Origin of the sequence: Methylobacterium sp. yr668 (assembly GCF_900116245.1) — a bacterium.
Lineage (GTDB): Bacteria > Pseudomonadota > Alphaproteobacteria > Rhizobiales > Beijerinckiaceae > Methylobacterium.
In genome coordinates, this window is record NZ_FOZY01000033.1 from 24,531 (window position 1) to 47,423 (window position 22,893).

Genomic DNA, 22,893 nt, shown 5'->3' on the forward strand with positions numbered 1-22,893 from the left:
CCTGCGCCGACCTGAACCGGCCGTTCGCGGCCATCGCCGCCTCGGCGGCCGGACGATCGCACGGATCCGACCGGATGGATGTCTCCTCCCTGGCGCTGCTCGGCCTCTCGTGGCTCTCGCTGCTCTGCCTGATCCTGGCGGCGGCGGGCTGCGTCTACGGGTTGGCCGCCGCCATCTGCGCGGGCCGCTACGCGGGCCGCCGCCCGCCGGTGCTGCCCGCCGGCGCGACGCGGCCCTCCGTGACCGTGCTGAAGCCGCTCTGCGGCCTCGAGCCCAATCTCTACGAGAATCTCGAGACCGCGCTGCGCCAGGACTACGCCGGGCCGGTCCAGGTCCTGTTCGGCGTCCAGAAGCCCACCGATCCCGCGATCGGCGTGGTCGAGCGCCTGCAGCAGGCCTATCCCGAGGCCCGCATCGACCTCGTGATCGACGGCCGGCAGCACGGATCGAACCGCAAGGTCTCGAACCTGATCAACATGGCCGAGGCCATCGCCCACGACGTGGTGGTGCTGGCCGACAGCGACATGGTGGTGGGGCCCGACTACCTCGAGCGCCTCGTCGCGGAGCTGTCCCAGGACGGCGTCACCGGCGTCACCTGCCTGTACCACGGGGTCCCGGCCTTCCGGGGCCTGTACGACCAGCTCTCGACGCTCGCGATCGACACCCACTTCCTGCCCAACGTCGTGATGGGCCTGAGCCTCGGTCTGGCGAAGCCCTGCTTCGGCTCCACCGTGGCCTTCACCCGGGCGAGCCTGGAGGCGGTCGGCGGCTTCCGCACCTTCCGCAACGATCTCGCGGACGATTACGCCATCGGCGCCGCCCTGCGCGGCCTCGGCGGCCGGGTGGTGATCCCGAGCTTCACGATCGGCCACACCAGCGTCGACACCGATCTCTCCGGCCTGTGGCGGCACGAGCTGCGCTGGAACCGAACGATCCGCACCGTCGACCCGGCGGGCTACGCCGGCTCGATCGTCACCCACGCCTTCCCGCTCGCCCTGCTGGGCGCGCTCCTGCCCGGCGCCGGCACCGGCGCCCTCTGGGTCGCCGCCGCGGCGCTGGCGAGCCGCGTCCTGCTCTGCCGGCAGCTGGAGCGGGCCTTCGGCCTCGCCCCGCACCCCTACGGACTGTTGCCGATCCGCGACATCCTCTCCTTCCTGAACTTCTCCTGGGCCTTCGTGTCGGGGGCGGTGACATGGAAAGGTCACGATTATCACGTGGTTGCGGATGGCACCCTGATCCCGGACGCCGAACTCGGCCGCGATGCCGGCGCGCCGCTCCGCTGAACCCGGCTCCCTCGTCCTCCGCCCCTCCCCCGGCATTGCCCTGAGGCCTTGAACCCCATGCGCACGCTCTTCCTCCAGGCCCCCACCTTCGACGGTTTCGACGGCGGTGCCGGCTCCCGTTACCAGGCCAAGCGCGAGATCAAGTCGTTCTGGTACCCGACCTGGCTGGCCCAGCCGGCCGCCCTGGTGCCGAACTCGAAGCTGATCGACGCGCCGCCGCACAACATCAAGCTCGCCGAGATCGTGGCCCAGGCCAACGACTTCGACCTCGTCGTGCTCCACACCTCGGTGCCGTCGTTCAAGTCCGACGTGAAGACGATCGAGGCGCTCAAGGCCGCCAACCCGAAGCTCATCGCCGGCCTGATCGGCGCCAAGGTCGCGGTCGACGCCGCCGGCGCGATGGCCCAGGCCCCGGTGGTCGATTTCTGCGCCCGCAACGAGTTCGACTTCACCGTCAAGGAGGTCGCCGACGGCGTCCCGATGTCGGAGATCAAGGGGCTGTCCTATCGCGACGCCAACGGTGTCGTGGTCCACAACGAGGACCGCGAGATCATGACCGACATGGACCAGCTGCCCTTCGTCACCAGCGTCTACAAGCGCGACCTGGAGATGGAGAAGTACTTCATCGGTTACCTGAAGCACCCCTACATCTCGTTCTACTCCGGCCGGGGCTGCAAGAGCCGCTGCACCTTCTGCCTGTGGCCGCAGACGGTCGGCGGCCACACCTACCGCACCCGCTCGGTCGCGCACGTGATCGAGGAGATCAAGTACTGCCTGAAGGAGTTCCCGCAGACCAAGGAGTTCTTCTTCGACGACGACACCTTCACCGACAACCTGCCGCGCGCGGAGGAGATCGCCCGCGAGCTCGGCAAGCTCGGCGTCACGTGGTCGTGCAACGCCAAGGCGAACGTGCCGCGCGAGACCCTGAAGGTGCTCAAGGAGAACGGTCTGCGCCTGCTGCTGGTCGGCTACGAGTCCGGCAACCAGCAGATCCTGCACAACATCAAGAAGGGCATGCGGGTCGAGGTAGCCGAGAAGTTCACCAAGGATTGCCACGACCTCGGCATCGCCATCCACGGCACCTTCATCCTCGGCCTGCCGGGCGAGACGAAGGAGACGATCCAGGAGACGATCAACTTCGCCAAGCGGATCAACCCGCACACGATCCAGGTCTCGCTGGCGGCGCCCTACCCCGGCACCTTCCTGTACAAGCAGGCGGTGGAGAACGGCTGGCTCGACATCGAGAACGCCGAGCTCGTCGACGAGAACGGCGTGCAGGTCGCGCCGCTGCACTACCCGCACCTCTCGCACACCGAGATCTTCACCTCGGTCGAGGAGTTCTACAAGAAGTTCTATTTCCGGGCGCCGAAGATCGCCTCGATCGTCAGCGAGATGGTGCGCTCGCCCGACATGATGAAGCGCCGCCTGCGCGAGGGCGTCGAGTTCTACCGCTTCCTCAAGGAGCGTCAGGGCACCGCCAAGGCGGCCTGAAGTCAGGGGTCCGGGGCCTGCGGCCCCGGCGGGGAGCGGGGCGGAGCCCGCCCCCTCTTCCAGGGCTCCGCCCTGGACCCGCGAGAGGGCGAGCCCTCTCGACACCCGTTACGAGGTTACCGTGAAGCGTCTCGTCGTCACCGCGGATGATTTCGGGCTGAGCCCCGAGGTCAACGAGGCCGTCGAGCAGGCCCATCGCGACGGGATCCTCACGGCGGCGAGCCTGATGGTCTCGGCGCCGGCCGCCGCCGACGCCGTGGCGCGGGCCTGGCGGATGCCGTCCCTGCGGGTCGGGCTGCACCTCGTCCTCGTGGAGGCGTGGCCGACCCTGCCGGCGGAACAGCTTCCCGACCTGACGGACGAGGCCGGCCTGATGCGGGCCGACATGGCCCGCCTCGGCCTCGACTTCGCCCGCAGGCCCGCGGCCCGGCGCCAGCTCGCCGCCGAGATCCGGGCTCAGTTCGAGGCCTACCGGGCCACCGGCCTGCCGCTGGACCACGTCAACGCCCACAAGCACTTCCACGTCCACCCGCTGATCGCCGGGGCGGTGCTGCGCGTCGGCCGCGACTTCGGGATGCGCGCCCTGCGGGTGCCGCGGGAGCCGCGCGAGATCCTGCGCCGCGCCGAGCCCGGCGCGCGGCCGCGAGCCGCCCTCGACATCGCGCCCTGGGCGGCGCTGCTCGCCGTCCGCGCCCGGCAGGCCGGGCTGCTGATCCCCGACCGCACCCTCGGCCTCGCGTGGTCCGGCGCCATGACGCCCGCCCGTGTCGCGGCCCTGCTGGCCGAACTTCCGGACGGCCTGACCGAGCTCTACACCCATCCGGCCACCGCCGGCGGCTTCCCCGGCGAGGCGCCGGGCTACCGCTACGCCGACGAGCGCGACGCCCTGATCGCCCCCGCATCCCGGTCGGCCGCCGACGCGTCGGGCGCCGTCCGCGGCGGGTTCTCCGACTTCCTCGGTTGACCCGGATCGTTATCTGACTTTAGTCAGATAACATGGAGCCTGCCGAGATCGCCCGCGTCCGCCGCTTCGCCCGCGCGGTCACCGCCGAGGTCGGCGCGCTCGATTCCTCATTCCTCGGTCGCGGCCGTCCCCTGGGCGCGGCGCGTGTCCTGAACGCCGTCGGCGCGGGCCGCGCGGAGATCGGCGAGATCCGCGCCTATCTCGGTCTCGATTCCGGCCTGATGAGCCGCCTCCTGCGGAGTCTGGAGGAGGAGGGGCTGGTCGCGACCGCGCCGCATCCCGCGGATGCCCGCCGCCGGGTCGCCTCCCTGACCGAGGCCGGGCGGCGCGAGTTCGCGGCCTACGAGGCGCTGTCGGATGCCCGCGCCGTCGCCCTGCTGGAGCGCGCCCCGCAGGTGGACGCGCTGCTGCACGCCATGGACCGGGTCGCTCTGGCCCTCGGACGCGACGCCATCGCGATCCGGGAGGCCGACCCGACCGACGCGGGCGCCCGCGCCTGCCTCGCCGCCTACTACGCCGAGCTCGCGACCCGGTTTGCCGGCGGGTTCGACGTCGCCCTGTCGTGCGACCCGGAGGCCGCCGCCATGGTGCGGCCGCGCGGCGTGTTCCTGCTCGCGTGCGCCGACGGGCTGCCGGTCGGATGCGTCGGGCTCAAGGGGGGCGGCGGCGCGGTGGCGGAGATCAAGCGGCTCTGGGTCGATCCCGCGGCGCGCGGGCTGGGCCTCGCCAAGCGGCTGATGCGGGAGGCCGAGGCCGCCGCCCGCGACCTCGGGATCCGGACGCTGCGGCTCGACACCAACAGCGCCCTGCCCGAGGCCCTGGCGCTCTACCGGCGGTCGGGCTGGGTGGAGATCGACCGCTTCAACGACGATCCCTATCCGGACCACTTCTTCGAGAAGGCCCTCTGAGGCCCTCCGAAGCGCCGGCCGCGACCGGCCGGCGCTGCTCGGCTTCTACTTGGCGGGCACCGGATCCTGGTGCGGGGCGGACTTGCGCAGGGCCGCACCGGCCGCCTTCTCGGCTTCCGGACGATCCTCGTCGGGCTGCTCCGGCGGCTCGCCGAGGGTCGCCGGAACCACGAAGAACGCCGCCACCAGGGTGAAGAACAGCGACAGCGCCAGCAGCTTGCCCATGCTGGCCGTGCCCGGATGGCTCGACAGGACCAGCGACCCGAAGGCGCTGCCCGTGGTCAGCGCCGAGAAGAAGATCGCCCGGGTGAGGCTGGAGGCGAGCATGTCGGTCACGCCCGCCCGCCACGCGATCACGTAGTAGATGTGGAACGCCACGCCTACCGCGAGCATCAGCGGCAGGGCGATGATGTTGGCGAAGTTCAGCGGCATGCCGACGATGCGCATCGCCATCAGCGTCCAGAGCGTCGCGATCACCAGCGGGCCGAGGGTCATCGCCACGTCCCACGGCTTGCGCAGGGCGACCGACAGGATGACGAAGATCAGCACGAAGGCCGTCACCGCCGCCTGCACGAAGGCGCCCAGGATCGTGTAGCTCGACTGCGTGGTGGCCACGGGCGCGCCGGTCGCGTGCGGGGCGACCTTCAGGACCTCGTCCGAGAACCGGCGGAGCACCGTGTCGTCGTTCGAATCGCCCTTCGGGTGAACCTCGATGCGCGCCCGTCCGTCCGCCGCCACCCAGTCGGCCTTCAGCTGCGGCGGCAGGTTGTCCAGCGTGATCTTCTCGGGATGCAGCAAGTCGCGCAGGCGGGCGAGCAGCGGCACCAGATCCTTGGTGAGCGCCACCGAGGCCGCCTCGCGCATCTGCACCGGGCCGGCGGCGAGCTTGTCCAGGGTGCCGGCGAGCTGCTTGGCCTCCTGGGCGCCCTTCGCGTCGCCCTTGGCGTCGGCCGAGAGGCCGTTGAGCGCCGCGGCGGCGTCCTTGAGCGCCTTGACGTTGTCGGCGTCGGTCGGCGGCGGCGGCCGGCGGCCGGGATTGAGCACCGGATCGAGCAGCTGGGCCGTGTCGGCGATCTGGGCCAGCTTCTTGTCCTGATCCCGCGGCACGAAGGTGTCGATGCTGTTGACCGAGGCGGTGACCGGCAGGGCCAGGAGCGTCTTCGACAGCGACGGCACCTCCGCGACGCTGGGCGCCAGCACGTCGATGAAGTTCGGGCTGGTCTCGGGATTCTTGATCAGGTCCAGATAGGTCGCGATGGACTGCGTCTTGGCGCTGCGCAGGTGCATCGGGTTCGAGTCGAACGGCAGGTGCCAGAGCAGCGGCGCGCCGGCCAGGGTCACGAGGCCGACGCCGATCAGGATCGGCTTGCGGTGCCGGATGATCCAGGGGTCGACGCCGACGAGCCACTCGGTCTGGACCGCGGCCTTCTCGCCCACCGGCTTGAACACCGCGATCAGGGCCGGCAGCAGGATCAGCGAGAACAGGAAGGCCACGATCATGCCGACGCCGGCGATCAGGCCCAGCTCCGACACGCCCCGGAACGCCGTGGGCAGGAAGGCGAAGAAGCCCGCCACCAGCGACACCGCGGCGAGTGTCAGCGACCAGCCGACGCCCCGGGCCGCGGCGCGGATCGCACTCTCCAGCGTCGGCTGCTCGTAGCGGTCGGCCCGGTAGCGCACCGAGAACTGGATGCCGAAATCGATGCCAAGCCCGACGAACAGGGCCGCGAAGGCCACCGAGATCGGGTTCAGCTCCTTGACCATGATGAGGCCCAGGGCGGCCGTGACCACGAGGCCCGCGAAGGTGGTGATGATCACCGCGCCGACGAGCTTGCCCGAGCGCAGGGCCAGCCACAGGAACAGCACGATCGCGCCGACGATGATGCTGTTGTTGAGGCCGGCATCCTCCGACAGCGTCGCGAACTCCTCGTCCGCCACCGCCACCGTGCCGGTCAGGCGCATCCGCAGGCCGTTCTGGGCGTCGATCCCGAGATCCTTGGCGACGTTGCGGATCAGCTTGGTCGCCTGGTAGCCGGGCTCCAGGGCGTTGAAGTCGAGGACCGGCTGGATCACCACGAACTTCATCTTGTCGGTGACGCTGGTCTCACCTCCCGACAAGAGTTCCTGCCAGGACATCCGCGCCCGCTGACCCGCCAGCACCTTCTGCAGGGTGGCGTCGATCTGCCCCATGGGCTTCTCGAGGTCCTCGATCTTGGCGTCGCCGGTCTTCACGCCGCGCGCGCCCAGCGTCAGCACCCGCATGATGCCCCGCAGCGACGGGTCGGCGGCGAGCGGCCCGAGCAGACCCTGCTGCTGGGTCAGCGCCTCCAGGGTCTTGTCGAGGTCCGCCTGCGACATCAGCAGCAGGCCGTTCTTGTTGAAGAACGGGCCGCCGTCGGGCCGGTAGACCGTCTCGATCAGGTTCTTGTGCGCCGTGAGCGCCTTGGCGAGGTTGGCCGCCGCCTCCTCGGTCTCCTCCGGCGTCTCGCCGTTGATGACCGCGACGATGGTGTTGCTGCGCTGCGGGAACGCCTTCTCGAAATTGATCTCGTCCTGCCGCCACGGCTCCTTCGGGTCGATCAGCCGCTCAACGTCGGTGTTGATTCGGAACAGGTGCGCCGCGACTCCGAGGCTCGCGACCGTGAGGAACGCCGTGAAGGCGATCACGATCCACCGATACCGCACCGAGAACGCGACGAGACTTTCGATCACGAGCACCCTGCCTGTTCGCATCGGACGCGCCCCGTGCGCGACCGGCTCCTGCCATCTGTCCGGTCCGAACCCGGGCCACCGACACGGGCGGGCTCAGGGCTCCGCCGCGCGACGCTCCGCGATTCGGCCGGGTGCGCATCGGGTTCGAGGAACGCCACACCGCCCGATCCGAGCGCGCCGCGCGCGCCCGGCACCCGACTGATTGCGCCCGATGCGGTCCGCGGTCGGGACACCCGCCGCGGGCCGGGACTTGCATCGCGGCCACGAGGCTCAGTAAAGAGGGCGATGCCAGATTGCAACGCGGCCGCCGTGGCGCGCATCCCGCGCCCGCCCGTGTGCGCTAGCGCACGGCGTTTCTGGCGCGGCCACCCGAATCGTGGGATTCCGGTCGTATTGCCGACGCAATGCACGTGCTGTCCTCAACGATCGGGCGCGTCCGCCCACGGGCTCCGTAAGCGCGGTCCATGTGGCGCCGTTGCGTCAGGCACGGAATAAGATGTCATCGCCCCGCCGAAACGGGGGCATTTCAGATTAGTTCCAAGCTAGATCGCTGGAATTCGAGATTTTTTCGCGTTAAGCACCCCGATGTCCCGGGGCCGACGAAGTAAGGAGCCGCAATCTTGGGTATCCCCCTCCGGTACGTCGCGAAGATCGGCGGCTACATCCTCAAGCAGCACCTCACGGGCCGCAAGCGCTACCCGCTTGTGATGATGATGGAGCCGCTGTTCCGCTGTAACCTGGCCTGCGCCGGCTGCGGCAAGATCGACTACCCGGACGAGATCCTGAACAAGCGCCTCCCGGTCGCCGACGCGCTCGAATCGGTGCGCGAATGCGGCGCCCCGGTCGTGGTGATCGCCGGCGGCGAGCCGCTCCTCCACAAGGACCTGCCGCAGATCGTCGAGGGCATCATCGCCCAGAAGAAGTTCGCGATCGTCTGCACGAACGCGCTGCTCCTCGAGAAGAAGATCAAGGAGTACAAGCCGAGCCCGTACTTCACGTGGTCGATCCATCTGGACGGCGACAAGGAGATGCACGACCAGTCGGTGTGCCAGCGCGGCGTCTACGACAAGGCCGTGGCGGCGATCGCGAAGGCCAAGGAGATGGGCTTCCGGGTCACCATCAACTGCACCTTCTTCAACAATTCCCAGCCGGAGAAGATCGCCGACTTCTTCGACAGCGTGACCCGGATGGGCATCGACGGGATCACCGTCTCCCCCGGCTACGCCTACGAGCGCGCCCCCGACCAGAAGCACTTCCTGAACCGCAAGGCGACGAAGGACCTGTTCCGCGGCGTGTTCCGGCACGGCAAGGAGAAGGGCCGCGAGAAGTGGACCTTCCAGCAGTCGGGCCTGTTCCTCGACTTCCTGGCCGGCAACCAGACCTACCACTGCACCCCGTGGGGCAACCCGACCCGCACCGTGTTCGGCTGGCAGAAGCCCTGCTACCTGCTCGGCGAGGGCTACGCGGCGACCTTCAAGGAGCTGATGGAGACCACCGACTGGGACGCCTACGGCACCGGCAACTACGAGAAGTGCGCCGACTGCATGGTCCACTCGGGCTACGAGGCCTCCTCGGTGGTCGATTCGGTCCGCAAGCCCTGGAAGCCGCTGGTGCACGCGATCCGCGGCATCAAGACCGAGGGCGAGATGGCGCCCGAGGTCAGCCTGGAGAACCAGCGCCCGGCCGAGTTCGTGTTCTCGCGTAACGTCGCGCAGAAGCTGTCCGAGATCAAAGCGGCCGGCGTCGACACGAAGCAGGAAGCCCGCAAGCGCACCGCCGCCTGACCGGCACGCGCGACTGACGACACGAGACCCGCGGCCGCGAGGCCGCGGGTCTCTTCGTGTCCGGACCCCGCGGCGCCTTAGCCGAGCCGCGGCACGTGCGGGGCGCAGTCGCGCGGCAGGGTCCCGTCGAGCCGCGGATCGGGCGCGACCTCGACGTGGATCGCGAAAGGAACGAAGCCGGAGCGCCGGTAGAAGGCGAGCGCGCCGGGATGGTCCAGCGTGCAGGTATGCACCCAGAACCGCGCGATCGGGCGCGCCCAGGCCCGGCCGATCGCCGCGTTCATCAGCGTGCGGCCGATCCCGGTACCGACCGCGTCCCCGGTCAGTCCGAGGAAGACCAGCTCGCAGGTGCCGGGCCGGCGGAAATCCAGTTCCAGCATGCCGACGTTCCGCCCGTCCCGCCGCAGCGCGAGGATCTCGACATCCCGGTCGGCCAGGATCGCCGCCAGCGCTTCGTCGGCCAGGGTGAGGCGCGAGAACCAGAGCCAGTCGGCACCCACCGCCCGGAACAGGCTCCGGTAGGTCTCCGGGTCGGTGCGTTCCAGGGGCTCGAGGGCGAGCCCGGGCGGGAACGGCCGTCCGGGACGCGGGGGCGGCGGGCGCAGCATCTCCAGGCTGGTGACGATCGTGGCGAGATGGCCGGGCGGCACCGTCGCGTAGCCCGGTGTGAGGGTCGGGATTCCGGTCTCCGGCAGCATCGATCCCCTCCGCGGTCGCCTCGGCGCGGCCCGGTCACGCGGAAAGCGGGCGCCGTCGCGCGACCAGCCACGGCAGCACGCAGGCCGCCGACACCGCGATCGCGGCGGCGTAGGCCGCGACCGGGTCGATCCGCCCGAGCAGCAGGTGCACGCAGACATAGAAGGCCAGCACGCCGAACGCGCCCTGGGCGCTGCCGCGCACCACCTCCAGGGCGGCGCCGACGCCGTCCTGCGCCCGGGCGAAGACGATGAGCGGCCAGGAGATGATCGGGATCGGCGCCAGGACGCCGCTCAGGCCGGAGCCGAGATGCGGCGCCAGCCCCGAGACCATCAGGACCAGGGCGGTGGCGGCCGCGAGCCGGGCCGGCATGTCCCAGCGCGGCGGGCGCGCCCGGCGGGCCGGCGATTCGGTCCCCGCGGCCGGCCGGCACAGGGCGACCACCAGGGCCATCGCCGGCAGGTCGATCGCCGTGGCGAGCCACAGGCCGGGCTGGACCACTCCGTGCAGCAGCGCGCCGCCGAGGACGAAGCCCGCGAGGGCGAGCAGCGCGGCCGCGAGGCCCCCCGTCCGCGGCGCGGCGACGGCGTAGACGAGGTAGCTGACGGTGACCGCGCCGAGCCCCTCCACCGAGCCGATCGCCGCGTCGGCGGCGAAGCGCTCGCCCTGCTCGGCGGCGAGGTAGATCGAGATCGGCGCCGAGGTCAGCGGGAGGCCCGAGAGCAGGCCGCCGACGAGGCTGCCCCACCGGCGCGCGGCCGCCGACACGGCCCACATCAGGGTCGGCGTGACGACGATCTTGGCGGCGATCAGGCTCATGGCGACCGGCGGGGCCCGGGGCCTCAGGCCGCCTGGGGCGGCCCGTCATCCTCCGGGTCGGCGGGCGAGTTGAGGATGTCCTCGAGCTCGTCGACCAGCCGGTCGACCTGGTCCTCGGTGGCGAGCACCTTCAGAACCTCCCCGGTCTCCGTCTCGACGGCCAGCTCGATATGCGGCCCGACCCGGGCCGTCAGGATCCGGGCCAGGATCTTGATTGCGCTCATGCGAGTGCCTCCTCCGCGGCGATGAGGCCGACCGCCACCGCCGGTCCACAGGTCGAGATGCCGTCGCGCGCGCCGCCGATCCGGTCCGCCAGCAGCGTCACGAGCGGTGTCGAGGGCCGGCCGAGACGCTCGGCGAGGCGGGCGCCCACGAAGGCGCCGGCGCCGCACAGGACGAGGGGCGCGTCCGCGCCGAGATCGGGCCGGCTGAGGATCTCCGCCGCCGCGTCGTGCAGCAGGCGCAGCTGCGCCTCGGCGAAATGGGCGGCGAGCGCCGTCCAGGCCGCTCCGGGCGCCTCCGCCCGGTCCCGCCCGACGATCCGGGCGAGCCGGGTCTCGCTCTCGGCGACCGTCTTGCCCTTGCGGTCGCCGCTCGGCTGCTGGTCGGCGCCCTCGGGGAGCTGGCCGAGGATGCGGTAGACGTCCGCCATGTGGGCGAAGGTCTCGGTCATCAGCCGGGTCCGGCGGCCCGCGAAGGGGGCGTGGTCGGACAGGGCGATCACCGGCGTGCGCACCGCGCCGGTATAGACGAGCTCGCCGGTCTCCAGCCGTTCGGCGTCGCTGTAGCCGGTCGCGGCCGCCCGCCCGCCCACGACGGGAATCAGGTCGGCGGTGGTCGAGCCGATATCGACCAGCAGCGCGTCCGGGACGTGCCGGCCGGCGAGCGCCGCGGTGGCGTGCCAGTTGGCCGAGGCCACGTCCGCCGACAGGGACGCGGCCGCCTCGGGGGCGACGAGGCCGGAGCGGCCGGCGTAGATGCGCACAGTCCCGGCGAGGTGCGACCCGGCCCATCCGGCGAGCGCCGCGACGCCGTCGCGCCGGTCGGCGAAGCAGTCGGTCAGCTCGCCCGTCATGGTCACGGCGTGCAGGGCCGCGCCGCGGGCCCAGTCGGGGGCGGCCTCCAGCGCCCGATCGAGGGCCGGCAGGCCCTGCCAGAGCGGGCACGGCACCTGGGCGGCGGCCGCAACCCGGCCGTCCTCGACCAGGGCGACCTTGACGTGGACCCCGCCGAGGTCCCACCCGATGGTCGTTGGGTTTGATGAGCGCATGGGACCGCGATGAGCGCCTCGATGGACCACAGGATCGGGCGCCCCGGCTTCGCGGTGATCCCGGTGCTCGATCTCCGGGGCGGCCGCGTGGTGCGGGCGCGCCGGGGCGAGCGCTCCTCCTATGCCCCGATCGAGACGCCCTTGGCAAAGGGCTCGGCGCCGGACGCGGTGGCCCGCGGGCTGGTCGACGCGTGGCCCGCCGCGATCCTCTACGTCGCCGATCTCGACGCGATCATCGACCGCGCCGCCCCCGATCTCCGCGCCCTGGAGGCGATCGCCCGCGCCTGCCCGGGGATCGCCCTGTGGGTCGATGCCGGCTTCGCCGAGCCGGAGGGCGTCGCGGCTTTCCTAGAGGCCGGGCTCGGGCGACCGGTGATCGGCAGCGAGAGCCAGGCGGATGCCGACCTCGTGACGCGGCTCGGCGACCGGGCGGTGTTCTCCCTCGACACGCGCGGCGCGGAGCGGCTCGGCCCGGCGGCCCTCCACGACGATCCGGCGCTCTGGCCGCCGGAGGTGATCGCCATGACGCTGGCGCAGGTCGGCGCCGGGGCCGGCCCGGACCTCGCGGCCCTGGGAGCCCTGCGCGCGCGGGCGCCGGATCGCCGCCTCTACGCGGCGGGCGGCGTGCGCGGCCCTGACGACCTGCGGGCGCTCCGGGCGGCCGGGATCGCCGGGGCGCTGGTCGCCTCGGCCCTCCACGACGGCACCCTGTCCCGGGCGACGGCGCCCGACCTCGCCTGACGCTTCCGGCCCGGGCCTACGGCTGCTAAACCGCGCGACAGAGAGACCACCGACACGAGCCGTCAGACGATGGAAAAGTTCACCACCCTGGAGGGCGTCGCGGCGCCCCTGCGGACGATCAACGTCGATACCGACCGGATCATCCCGGCGAAGTACCTAAAGACGATCCGGCGGACCGGGCTCGGCAAGAGCCTGTTCGCCGAGATGCGCTACCGGGAGGACGGCTCCGAGAACCCGGACTTCATCCTCAACCAGCCGGCCTACCGGAACAGCAAGATCCTGGTGTGCGGCGACAATTTCGGCTGCGGCTCGTCCCGGGAGCACGCGCCCTGGGCGCTGGCCGATTTCGGCATCCGCTGCGTGATCTCCACGAGCTTCGCCGACATCTTCTTCAACAACTGCGCGAAGAACGGCATCCTGGCGATCGTCGTGTCGCCCGAGGATTTGGAGAAGCTCTTCGAGGACGCCGAGCGCGGCGCGAACGCCACCCTGACGGTCGACCTGGCGGCGCAGACGATCCGGGGACCGGACGGCGGCACCCTGCATTTCGACGTCGACGAGGGCCGCAAGCACAACCTGCTGAACGGCCTGGACGAGATCGGGCTGACGCTGGAGCGCGTCTCCTCCATCGACGCCTACGAGCAGAAGCTCGCCCAGCGCGAGTGGGCCTGAGCGACCGGACCCGCGTCCCGACGGCGGTCGCGTCGCGCTGACGCGACCGCCGGTCCGAGGCCAGGGCCTGCCTCACCCGAGCCGCATGGACAGCTCCACGTCCTCGGCGAACGGCACCGACAGGTAGCCGCGGCTCGGCGCGCGCACCCGCTGCAGGTAGTCCGGGCTGTGGTCCGCGTTGTCGGCGATCACCAGGGCCCCCGGTCCGAGGCGACTCTCCACGAGGCTCAGAACCTCCGGATAGAGCCCCTTCGCCCCGTCGAGGAGCAGCAGGTCGACCGAGTCGGGCAGGTCGAGGCCGAGGGTCTGGAGGGCGTCGCCCTCGCGGAACTCGACGAGGTCCGCCAGCCCGGCCTCCATCAGGTTCGCCCGCGCCCGCACCACCTTGGACGGCTCGAACTCGCAGGTGATCAGCCGGCCGCCGCCGTTGTCGCGCAGGGCCGCGGCGAGGTGCAGGGTCGAGAGACCGAAGGACGTGCCGAACTCGACGATCGTCCGCGCCCGGCGGGTTCGCGCGAGCATGTAGAGCAGATGGCCGGTCTCCCGCGAGACCGCGAGGGGCATATCCTTGAGCCGGCTGTAGAAGTCCCGGTAGCCGGTGCGGCTGCCCATGAGGCGCGCCCGCTCGTCCGCCGAGAGATCGCCGATGGCGCTCAAGGGTGAGGAGGCCTCCGCCTGCGCGAAGAGACTGTCCAACAGCGACGCGATACGCGGTTCGGCGAGTGTGGATGCTGAGAGTGACATGGCGCGTTGCTTTCCGTCTTGCGCGTTCAACTGAACACGACGCAGAGTACCGGCGCCCCCTGCCCGCGCCTATTCGCGTTCCGAGCCCCGCCCCATGCCCGACCGGCCAAGTCTCGGGATCTCCAGGCGAAAGCAGCCCCGGCAGGCGCGCTCCAGCGACCTCGTCGCGGCCGTTCTGGAGGCCGCCGCTCAGGTTCTGGCGGAGGTCGGCGCGGCGCGCTTCACGACGGCGCGGGTCGCCGAGCGCGCCGGCGTCAGCATCGGCTCGCTCTACCAGTACTTCCCCAACAAGGCGGCGATCCTGTTCCAGCTCCAGAGCGACGAGTGGCGGGACACGAGCGCCCTCCTCGCCGGTATCCTGACGGATCCCGCTTGCGCGCCCGGCGAGCGCCTGCGCGCCGCGGTCCACGCCTTCGTGCGTTCGGAATGCGCGGAGGCCGCGATGCGCCGGGCCCTCGACGCGGCCGCCCCGGCCTATCGCGACGCGCCCGAGGCCGCGGAGCCGCAGCTGGCCGGCTCGCAGGCCTTCCGCGACTTCCTGCGCGCGGCACTTCCCGCGGCGCCCGAGACGGACCTGGCGGTCGCGGGCGAGATCATCGCGATGACGCTCGGCGAGGTCGGCGAGCGCATCTCGGAGGTGGTCCGGACCGAGGCGGCCATGGCGACCTTCGCGGACGCCCTGGCCGACATGCTCTGCGCCTATCTGGACCGCCTGGGCAGCCGAGACCGGGCCGGCGCGCCGTCCTGAAGACGAGCCCCGGGCCCGGCGAACCGGACGCGGCCCTATCCCAGTCGGCTCAGCCGGACTCGCCGGTGAACGCCTCGAAGGCGCGGGCGGTGTAGACCAGGGCGGCGCCGGCGTTCAGTGCCACCGCCACGCCCAGCGCCTCCACGACCTCCTCCTTGCTCGCGCCGGCCTTGCGGGCGGCGTCGGAATGCACCGCGATGCAGCCGTCGCACCGGGTCGTGACCGCGACCGCGAGGGCGATCAACTCGCGGGTCTTCGCGTCCAGCTTGCGCTCGGTCGGAGCCGCCGCGGCGAGCTGGTCGTGGGCCTTGAGGAGGTCCGGGCTCACCGCACCGATGTGCCCGAGCGTGCTGACGAGCTCGGCGCCGTACTAATTCCAGTCCTTCATCATGCGTCCCGTCTCCCTGTTCGTTGACCCGACCGGCGATGCGCCAGTACGGTGCCAACCTACCGGTTGGTAGGCCGCAGGGTCAAGACGAGGCGGGTTTCCTCACCGTTCGTTAACCCACATGTCGCCTGAATCCGCGCCCAGACTCCGTTCCGCATCGTGAGGATCGTCAGCATGCCGAAGCACCCGACGGGACCGAGGACGGCGCGCGCGCTCGGGCTGCTCGCCGGCATCGCGGTCCTGCCCCTGGCGAGCCTGCCGGCGCGGGCCGATTTCGACAGCTGCCTCGCCGGCATCCAGTCGCAGGCGGCAGCGGCGGGCGTCTCGGCGCAGACCTTCCGGGCCGCCACGAGCGGCATCGGCTACGACGACAAGGTGATCGAGCTGTCCCAGGCGCAGCCCGAGTTCAAGACGCCGATCTGGGACTACATGGCGGCGCTCGTCGACGACGAGCGGGTCGAGGACGGGCGCGCGGCCATGCGCCAGAACGCGGCGGCGCTCGCCCAGGCCGAGTCGCGCTACGGGGTCGACCGCTACACGATCGCGGCGGTCTGGGGCGTCGAGTCGAATTTCGGCAAGAACCTCGGCAAGATGCCGCTGGTGCAGTCGCTGGCGACGCTCGCCTGCTCGAACAACCGCCGTCGGGACTTCTTCCGCGGCGAGCTGATCGCCACCCTGCGGATCATCGAGCGCGGCGACATCGCGCCGGAGCGGCTGACCGGCTCCTGGGCGGGCGCCTTCGGCCAGACCCAGTTCATGCCGACGACCTATCAGCGACTCGCCGTGGACGGCGACGGCGACGGCCGGCGCGACGTGGTCGACTCCGTGGCCGACGCCGTCGCCTCCACCGCCAACTTCCTGCGCGTCGCCAAGTGGCAGAACGGTCAGGTGTGGGGCTACGAGGTAAAGCTGCCCCGCGGCTTCAACGTCGGCGCCGCCGGGCGCAAGAACAAGAAGCCGGTCGCCCACTGGGCGTCGCTCGGCGTCACCCGCGCGGACGGGCGCCCGCTCTCGGGCGAGGGCCCGGCCGGGATCCTGGCGCCCGCCGGCATCGACGGACCGGCCTTCCTGGTGACCCGGAACTTCGACGCGATCTACTCGTACAACGCCGCCGAATCCTACGGCCTCGCCATCGCGGTCCTGTCCGACCGGCTGCGCGGCCGGCCCGGCGTCCAGGCCGCCTGGCCGACCGACGACCCGCCCCTGTCGCGGGCCGAGCGCCGCGACCTCCAGACCCGGCTGGCCGCCCGCGGCTACGACGTCGGCGAGCCGGACGGTAAGGTCGGCCAGAAGACGCGCGACGCCATCAAGGACGTCGAGCGCCGGCTCGGCATGACGCCCACGGGCCGCGCCGGCGGCAAGGTTCTGGAGGCCCTGCGCGGCGGATGAGCCGGCGGCTGATCACGTCGGGGTCCCCGTTCGAGCGGGATTACGGCTACTCCCGGGCGGTGGTCGACGGCGACACCGTCTACCTGTCCGGGACGACCGGCTACGACTACGCCACGATGACGATGCCCGACGGCGCCGCCGCGCAGGCCGAGGCCTGCTGGCGCACGATCCGTTCGGTCCTCGCCGAGGCCGGGACCGGCCTCGCCGGCATCCTGCGCGCCACCTACTACGTCACCGACCGGGACGATGCCGAGGCCGTGCTGGCCGTCTGCGGGCGGGTGCTGGCGGACGTCCGGCCCGCGGCCACGATCGTGGTCGTGGCGGGCCTCCTGCGCCCCGAGATGCGCGTCGAGATCGAGGTGACCGCGCGGATCGGCTAGACGCCTGTCCCGCTCCCGATCGCGCCGTCTCCGCGCCGTTCCGTCGGGCCGCGGCGCCACTCCGATCCGCAGATGACGTCATCCCCATCGTGCCCGAGATCTGCGTGCAAGGGAGCGACTCGATCCCGGTCATTCGGGCGGGTCGGGCGTAGCCCCGCGCCGCGGGCACGATCTCAGGTTCTGCTCGCCGACTGACGGCCCGCTCCTGCCGCCGGCGCAGACCGCGTCGCGAGTGACCGCTTCCTCGCCCGCCCTGCGCGCCTGAACCGCGTGTCTTTCAGATCTCGATCCAGATCTGCGAGATTACGTTGACATGCGGGCTCAGATTTATCAGGCCACACCGCAGCATCGACGAGTTTGTCGATCTCGCGGAACGTATTATGATAAAGATATTTTTGAGTAAGAATCTATCGCGTAGGATGATGACGCAGATTGCCTTGATAGGTCTACTTATATCGGTCATCGGTGTCATCGGACTGCGCATGTATTACCAGGAAATGCTGTCGGGGCGGCTGCAGTCCCTGCGCACGGTCACGGAGTTGTTCACCACCTATGCGCAAAGTCTCGAGAGCCGGGTCAGGAGCGGCGCCCTGTCCCGTGCGGCGGCCCTGGCGGAGCTGGCCGAGACCGCCATGGCCATGCGATTCGATAACGGCACCAACTACGTCGCCATCTACACGATGGACGGCACGGTCCTGGCGGTCCCCGACCGCCGTCTCGTCGGCAGCAACCAGCTGGAGACCCGGCTCAACGGCGTTCGCGCGGCCGGAACGCTGATCGAACGGCTGAAGACCTCCGACACGGCGACGCTGAGCCATCTCTACCCCCGGCCGGGGCACGAAGGCCTGTCTCCGAAGACGACGCTCGCCGTCAGGTTCGAGCCCTGGGACATCATGATCGCGGCGGGGACCTACACCGACGACATCAGGGCCGCCTTCCAGGCGCTCGCCCTCGCGGCGATCGGCCTTCTGCTCGGGGTCGGCGCGCTCGGCGTGATCGGCTCCGTCCTGATCGGGCGCGGCATCACGCGCCCGCTCGACCGCCTCGGTCGCCGGATGCAGGCGCTCGCCCGGGGCGACGGCGCGGAGCCGATACCGGGACTCGAGCGGACGGACGAGATCGGTCAGATGGCCCGGACCGTCGAAGTGTTCCGGCAGGCGCTGGTCGCCAAGGCCGAGACGGACCGGGCGGTCGCGCGCGAAGCTGAGGCCAAGGTCCGGCATGCGCAGACCCTCGACGCGCTCACCCGGGCGTTCGAGGCCCGGGCCGGGGCGCTGATGACGGGCGTCTCCGCGGCCGCCACGGAGATGCAGGCGACCGCCGAGGCGATGGCGCGGACGGCGTCGCGCACGAGTGCCCGAGCGACGCGCGTCGCCGGGGCCGCGCAGGAGACCGCCGGGAGCGTGCAGAGCGTCGCCGCGGCCACCGAGGAGATGGCGATCACCATCCAGGAGATCTCCGGACGGATGGCGCAATCCTCGGCCAAGACCGCGCGGGTGGCCACCGAGGCGCGGCGCACGGACGCCCTCGTGGGCGATCTCGCCGACGGGGCCGAGCGGATCGGGGCCGTCGCCAGCATGATCGCGGGCATCGCCCGTCAGACCAACCTCCTCGCCCTCAACGCCACGATCGAGGCGGCGCGGGCCGGCGAGGCGGGCCGGGGCTTCGCCATCGTGGCGGGGGAGGTCAAGGCGCTGGCCGAGCAGACCGCGGCCGCGACCGAGGAGATCGCCGCGCGGATCGGCGCGGTTCAGGCCTCGACCCGGCAGGCCGTCGAGGCGATCCACGGGATCGGCCGCAGCGTGGGCGAGGTCAGCACGCTCGCCGCGTCCGTCGCGGCCGCGATCGAGCAGCAGGGCGCGACCACCGAGGAGATCGTGCGCAGCGTCGCGCGCGCGGCGGCCGGCACGGAGGCCGTCACCGGCAACATCGCCGAGGTCTCGCAGGGAGCCGAGGCGACGGGCGAGGCGGCCGAGCAGGTGCTCGGCGCCGCGATCGACCTGTCGCGCAGGTCCGATCAGCTCTCCGCCGAGATCCACCGGCTCCTTGGCGGGATCCGGGCTGCCTGAGGCGCGCTATCGGCCGACTGGACGGACCTGTCGGCCACGAAAAAACCGGCCCGGCTGAGCCGGACCGGTCTGAAACGGGGCCATCGCTCCGGCCTGCGGAGCGAATCGGACAGCTTACTCCGCGGCGGCGGGCGCCGGGGCCGGAGTGTCCTTGGCCTTGTAGCGGTCGGTGCGCTCGACGATGCGGGCCGACTTACCGCGCCGGTCGCGCAGGTAGTACAGCTTGGCGCGGCGCACCTTGCCGCGGCGGGCTACCTTGATCGAGTCGATCATCGGGGAATGGACCGGGAAGACGCGCTCCACGCCCTCACCGTAGGAGATCTTGCGGACCGTGAAGCTCTCGTTGAGGCCGCCGCCCGAGCGGGCGATGCAGACGCCCTCGTAGGCCTGGACGCGGGTGCGCTCGCCTTCCTTCACGCGGACGTTGACGATGAGCGTATCGCCCGGCTCGAAATCCGGGATGGTCTTGGCGAGGCGCGCGACTTCCTCGCGCTCCAGCTGCTCGATGATGTTCATGGCATAGCTCCGGCCGTCGCGCCGTTCCGCCCCTCATGGGCGATCGGCGCCAGGATTTCGGCGATCCTGTTGTGAGTTGGGCGGCTCTCTACAGGATCGGCGCCGGCTTGTCGATTGGGTTGCCGCCGCGATCCGTCCGCGCTGCTGCCGGCGCGGCGGATCGTCGGTCGACTTGGGATCAGGGCCCGATGCGCGCCGCCCGTGAAGCGCTCCGGCCTCGCGTCAGCGGCGCTCCCCGGATGCGGATCGTACTTCGGGCAGCACGCAGGCAGAGAGGAAGGCGGCGAGATCGTCCGTGATGTGGTCGATATGCGGCTCGCGCACCGCCTCCTGCTCGAAGGCCTCGCGGTAGGGATCGGTGACCTTCGGCACCACCAGCACGGTCGCCATGCCGAGGTCGTGCGGCACCGCGAGGTTGCGGGCGATGTCCTCGAACAGGGCGGCGCGGGTCGGTTCGACGGCGTGCTTCTCCAGGAACCGCTCGTAGGTCGTGCGCTCCGGCTTCGGCACGAAGTCGGCGGCGGCGATGTCGAACACGTCCTCGAAATGGTCGAGGATGCCGAGCTTGGCGGCGACGTTCTCGGCGTGCCGGCGCGACCCGTTGGTCAGGATCAGCTTGCGCCCGGGCAGCCGCTCGATCGCGTCGCCGAGGCTCTTGTCGAGCTTGATCGATGAGTGGTCGATGTCGTGCGCGAAATCGAGGAAGTCGTGGGGATCGACCCGCGACTCGACCATCAGCGCCGACAGCGTCGTGCCGTAGCGGTGGTAGAAGTACTTCTGCAGGGCGCGGGCCGAGATCCCGTCGAGCCCGTAGAGCTGCATCACGTACAGGGTGATGCGCTCGTCGACCTTCGGCCAGACCGCCGCGTCGCTCGGGTAGAGCGTGTTGTCGAGGTCGAACACCCAGGTGTCGACATCGGCGAAGCCGCGCGCCGCGGGCGTGGTGAACTGGGCCTTGTCGGGGTGGTGCACCGGAACCCCTCAGGTTGCTGTTGCCCCGGAATCTGGACCGGAACGGTCAAGCTCGCAAGTTCGGTGCTTGCCGGTACCTTGCCCGGGCCTTGCTGGGTCGGCCCCTCCGGGGCGGGCGGGGTACGACAATGCGCTGGGCGCGCGGAGGTTGCGCCCGCGCGCCGCGCCGGGATCCGGTACGGTGCGCGGGCGGTCCGGATCTCAGCCGCGACGGATCAGGGTGCCGGCACCGTAATCGGTGAACAGTTCGAGCAGCACGGCGTGGTTGACCTTGCCGTCGAGGATGACGACCGCCTCGACGCCGCGCTCGATCGCGTACATGCAGGTCTCGATCTTCGGGATCATCCCGCCCGTGATGGTGCCGTCGGCGATCAGGCGCCGGCAATCCTCCACGGTGAGTTCCGGGATCAGCTTCTTGTCCTTGTCGAGGACGCCCGGCACGTCGGTGAGCAGCAGCAGGCGCTTGGCCCGGAGCGCCCCGGCGATCGCCCCCGCGAAGGTGTCGGCGTTCACGTTGTAGGTCTGCCCGTCCGCCCCGTAGGCGACCGGCGCCAGGACCGGGATCAGCTCGGCCTTGAGCACCGCGTCGAGGACGCCGCGCTCGACGTGGTCCGGCTCGCCGACGAGGCCCAGATCGACGGTCTGCTCCACGCGGCTCTCGGGATCGACGACGGTCTTCATCGCCCGCTTGGCCCGGACCATGTTGCCGTCCTTGCCGCACAGGCCGACCGCCCGGCCGCCCTCGGCCGAGATCCAGCCGACGATCTGCTTGTTGATCAGGCCGGCCAGGACCATCTCGACCACCTCGACGGTGGCCTCGTCGGTGACGCGCAGGCCGCCGCGGAACTCGGACTGGATGCCGAGCCGGTCGAGCATCTTGCCGATCTGCGGTCCGCCGCCGTGCACGACGATCGGCTTCAGGCCGGACTGCTCCAGCAGGACGATGTCCTCGGCGAAGTCCTCGGCCGCGGCCCGGTCGCCCATGGCGTGGCCGCCGTACTTGATGACGACGATCTCCTGGTCGTAGCGCTGCATGTGGGGCAGCGCCTGGGCCAGGACCTCGGCACGCACGTGCACGTTGGGCAATTCGGTCATCGCGGTCCTTCGCCGATCCTTGGGTCGGGTCCTCGGGGGCGGATCCGGGCCTCCCCGTCGGGCGGGGGCGCTTCTACAGGAAGCCGCCCGCGCTGCGAAGCCGCCCCGCGCGCCGTCGCGGAGGCGCGCCGCGCGGACCGGCGGCCGATGCGGGGCGCTCCGGGACCCGCTGTCAAACTACAGTCATGCTTCGCGGGTGTTGCATTCCCGTGACAGACTGGAGCAGATCCAGGCTGGCCCAGGTTGCATCCTCACGCGGCCCGGATCATGTTGCATCGCAGCAAGCCGAGGGCGAGCTGCCGGGAGGGCCCGATGCGGATTGCGATGATTGGGGCCGGATATGTCGGCCTGGTCTCAGGCGCCTGCCTGGCCGATTTCGGCCACACGGTCGTGTGCATCGACCGGGATCCCGACAAGATCGCCAGCCTGAACGCCGGCCGCATGCCGATCTACGAGCCGGGCCTCGACGTCCTGGTCGCCGAGAACGTCCGCCAGGGCCGGCTCGCCTTCCGCGCGACCATGCGGGACGCCGTGGCCGAGGCGGACGCGGTCTTCATCGCGGTGGGCACGCCCTCCCGCCGCGGCGACGGCTTCGCCGACCTGAGCTACGTGTTCGATGCCGCCCGGGAGATCGCCGGGTCCCTGTCCGGCTTCACCGTGGTTGTGACCAAGTCGACCGTTCCGGTGGGCACGGGCGACGAGGTCGAGCACATCATCCGCGAGACCAACCCCGAGGCGCAGTTCGCGGTCGCCTCGAATCCCGAGTTCCTGCGCGAGGGCGCGGCCATCGCCGACTTCAAGCGCCCCGACCGCATCGTCGTCGGCGCCGAGGAGGCCCGGGCCGAGGCTGTGATGCGCGAGGTCTACCGGCCGCTCTACCTCAACCAGGCGCCGATCATGGTCACCTCGCGCCGGACGGCCGAGCTGACCAAGTACGCGGCGAACGCGTTCCTCGCGGCGAAGATCACGTTCATCAACGAGGTGGCGGACCTGTGCGAGGCGGTGGGCGCGGACGTGCAGGCGGTGGCGCGCGGCATCGGCCTGGACAACCGGATCGGGTCGAAGTTCCTGCATGCCGGGCCGGGCTACGGCGGCTCGTGCTTCCCCAAGGACACGCTGGCCCTGGTCAAGACCGCGCAGGACGCGGGCACGCCGCTGCGGCTGGTCGAGACGGTGGTGGCGGTCAACGACCAGCGCAAGCGCGCGATGGCGCGCAAGGTGATCAAGGCCTGCGGCGGGTCGGTGCGGGGCA

General features: G+C 71.2%; 22 protein-coding genes. 12 read left to right on the top strand and 10 right to left on the bottom strand.

Going from position 1 to position 22,893, the window contains the following annotated elements:
* Nucleotides 1-74 precede the first annotated feature (74 nt).
* The 4 genes from hpnI (at nt 75) to BM419_RS26745 (ending at nt 4,646) form a co-directional block, all read left to right on the top strand.
* A complete protein-coding gene (hpnI, locus tag BM419_RS26730) occupies nt 75-1,283 on the top strand; it encodes a bacteriohopanetetrol glucosamine biosynthesis glycosyltransferase HpnI (RefSeq protein WP_091928208.1) in 1,209 nt (402 codons plus the stop codon).
* Between the two features lie 57 nt (nt 1,284-1,340).
* The gene (hpnJ, locus tag BM419_RS26735) at nt 1,341-2,774 is read left to right on the top strand and encodes a hopanoid biosynthesis associated radical SAM protein HpnJ (RefSeq protein WP_020095304.1); all 1,434 of its coding nucleotides are present in this window, start codon (nt 1,341-1,343) and stop codon (nt 2,772-2,774) included.
* A gap of 121 nt (nt 2,775-2,895) precedes the next feature.
* Nucleotides 2,896-3,738 carry a hopanoid biosynthesis-associated protein HpnK gene (gene hpnK, locus BM419_RS26740; protein WP_091928209.1) on the top strand — a complete coding sequence of 281 codons (843 nt, stop codon included), beginning with the start codon at nt 2,896-2,898 and terminating at the stop codon, nt 3,736-3,738.
* Between the two features lie 32 nt (nt 3,739-3,770).
* Complete coding sequence (locus BM419_RS26745) at nt 3,771-4,646, top strand: bifunctional helix-turn-helix transcriptional regulator/GNAT family N-acetyltransferase (RefSeq protein ID WP_091928210.1); 876 nt, start codon at nt 3,771-3,773, stop codon at nt 4,644-4,646.
* 45 nt (nt 4,647-4,691) lie between these two features.
* Here BM419_RS26745 and BM419_RS26750 read toward each other — a convergent pair whose 3' ends face one another.
* Nucleotides 4,692-7,358: an MMPL family transporter gene (locus tag BM419_RS26750; RefSeq protein ID WP_091928218.1), complete on the bottom strand. Its 2,667-nt coding sequence runs from the start codon at nt 7,356-7,358 to the stop codon at nt 4,692-4,694.
* Nucleotides 7,359-7,978: 620 nt separating this feature from the next.
* Between BM419_RS26750 and hpnH the strand changes: the two genes are divergently transcribed.
* Complete coding sequence (gene hpnH / locus BM419_RS26755; protein ID WP_020095300.1) at nt 7,979-9,142, top strand: adenosyl-hopene transferase HpnH; 1,164 nt, start codon at nt 7,979-7,981, stop codon at nt 9,140-9,142.
* A 77-nt stretch (nt 9,143-9,219) separates the two neighbouring features.
* Here hpnH and BM419_RS26760 read toward each other — a convergent pair whose 3' ends face one another.
* From BM419_RS26760 to BM419_RS26775, 4 genes are read right to left on the bottom strand one after another with little or no spacing between them, the layout of a single operon-like run.
* Complete coding sequence (locus BM419_RS26760) at nt 9,220-9,840, bottom strand: GNAT family N-acetyltransferase (RefSeq protein ID WP_091928211.1); 621 nt, start codon at nt 9,838-9,840, stop codon at nt 9,220-9,222.
* A gap of 34 nt (nt 9,841-9,874) precedes the next feature.
* A complete protein-coding gene (locus BM419_RS26765) occupies nt 9,875-10,657 on the bottom strand; it encodes a hypothetical protein (protein WP_091928212.1) in 783 nt (260 codons plus the stop codon).
* Between the two features lie 23 nt (nt 10,658-10,680).
* A complete protein-coding gene (locus BM419_RS26770; protein WP_012317969.1) occupies nt 10,681-10,881 on the bottom strand; it encodes a hypothetical protein in 201 nt (66 codons plus the stop codon).
* Entirely contained in the window at nt 10,878-11,927 is a 1,050-nt protein-coding gene (locus BM419_RS26775; RefSeq protein ID WP_091928213.1) for a hydantoinase/oxoprolinase family protein, read from the bottom strand. Before BM419_RS26775 ends, BM419_RS26770 begins: the two co-directional genes overlap by 4 nt.
* 9 nt (nt 11,928-11,936) lie before the next feature.
* Here BM419_RS26775 and BM419_RS26780 point away from each other — a divergent pair, with 9 nt between their 5' ends.
* Nucleotides 11,937-12,668 carry a HisA/HisF-related TIM barrel protein gene (locus BM419_RS26780; RefSeq protein WP_091928214.1) on the top strand — a complete coding sequence of 244 codons (732 nt, stop codon included), beginning with the start codon at nt 11,937-11,939 and terminating at the stop codon, nt 12,666-12,668.
* Nucleotides 12,669-12,737: 69 nt separating this feature from the next.
* A complete protein-coding gene (gene leuD, locus BM419_RS26785) occupies nt 12,738-13,340 on the top strand; it encodes a 3-isopropylmalate dehydratase small subunit (protein ID WP_020095295.1) in 603 nt (200 codons plus the stop codon).
* A gap of 72 nt (nt 13,341-13,412) precedes the next feature.
* Here leuD and BM419_RS26790 read toward each other — a convergent pair whose 3' ends face one another.
* Nucleotides 13,413-14,084, bottom strand: coding sequence for an O-methyltransferase (locus BM419_RS26790; protein ID WP_091928215.1), 672 nt, complete (start codon nt 14,082-14,084; stop codon nt 13,413-13,415).
* Nucleotides 14,085-14,178: 94 nt separating this feature from the next.
* On the opposite strand from BM419_RS26790, the gene BM419_RS26795 reads away from it, so the two are divergent.
* Complete coding sequence (locus tag BM419_RS26795) at nt 14,179-14,832, top strand: TetR/AcrR family transcriptional regulator (RefSeq protein WP_091928216.1); 654 nt, start codon at nt 14,179-14,181, stop codon at nt 14,830-14,832.
* A gap of 49 nt (nt 14,833-14,881) precedes the next feature.
* Here the strand turns inward: BM419_RS26795 and BM419_RS26800 are convergent, their stop codons facing one another.
* Nucleotides 14,882-15,169 carry a carboxymuconolactone decarboxylase family protein gene (locus BM419_RS26800; RefSeq protein ID WP_244540871.1) on the bottom strand — a complete coding sequence of 96 codons (288 nt, stop codon included), beginning with the start codon at nt 15,167-15,169 and terminating at the stop codon, nt 14,882-14,884.
* Nucleotides 15,170-15,394: 225 nt separating this feature from the next.
* Between BM419_RS26800 and BM419_RS26805 the strand changes: the two genes are divergently transcribed.
* The 3 genes from BM419_RS26805 to BM419_RS26815 all read left to right on the top strand — a co-directional run bounded on the left by BM419_RS26805 (nt 15,395) and on the right by BM419_RS26815 (nt 19,058).
* On the top strand, nt 15,395-16,609 hold the full coding sequence (locus BM419_RS26805; RefSeq protein ID WP_020095291.1) for a lytic murein transglycosylase: 1,215 nt from the start codon (nt 15,395-15,397) through the stop codon (nt 16,607-16,609).
* On the top strand, nt 16,606-16,989 hold the full coding sequence (locus tag BM419_RS26810; protein ID WP_056529629.1) for a RidA family protein: 384 nt from the start codon (nt 16,606-16,608) through the stop codon (nt 16,987-16,989). The genes BM419_RS26805 and BM419_RS26810 overlap by 4 nt, the downstream gene beginning before the upstream one ends.
* Before the next feature lie 482 nt (nt 16,990-17,471).
* The gene (locus tag BM419_RS26815) at nt 17,472-19,058 is read left to right on the top strand and encodes a methyl-accepting chemotaxis protein (RefSeq protein ID WP_091928217.1); all 1,587 of its coding nucleotides are present in this window, start codon (nt 17,472-17,474) and stop codon (nt 19,056-19,058) included.
* Nucleotides 19,059-19,172: 114 nt separating this feature from the next.
* On the opposite strand, the gene rplS is transcribed toward BM419_RS26815, so the two are convergent.
* From rplS to argB, 3 genes are all read right to left on the bottom strand, one after another.
* Nucleotides 19,173-19,574, bottom strand: coding sequence for a 50S ribosomal protein L19 (gene rplS, locus BM419_RS26820; RefSeq protein ID WP_020095288.1), 402 nt, complete (start codon nt 19,572-19,574; stop codon nt 19,173-19,175).
* Nucleotides 19,575-19,796: 222 nt separating this feature from the next.
* A complete protein-coding gene (locus BM419_RS26825; protein ID WP_042672461.1) occupies nt 19,797-20,546 on the bottom strand; it encodes a pyrimidine 5'-nucleotidase in 750 nt (249 codons plus the stop codon).
* A 201-nt stretch (nt 20,547-20,747) separates the two neighbouring features.
* A complete protein-coding gene (argB, locus tag BM419_RS26830; protein WP_020095286.1) occupies nt 20,748-21,641 on the bottom strand; it encodes an acetylglutamate kinase in 894 nt (297 codons plus the stop codon).
* A gap of 312 nt (nt 21,642-21,953) precedes the next feature.
* On the opposite strand from argB, the gene BM419_RS26835 reads away from it, so the two are divergent.
* Nucleotides 21,954-22,893, top strand: a 940-nt coding sequence (locus tag BM419_RS26835) for a UDP-glucose dehydrogenase family protein (RefSeq protein WP_091928219.1), incomplete at its 3' end; no start/stop codon positions are given.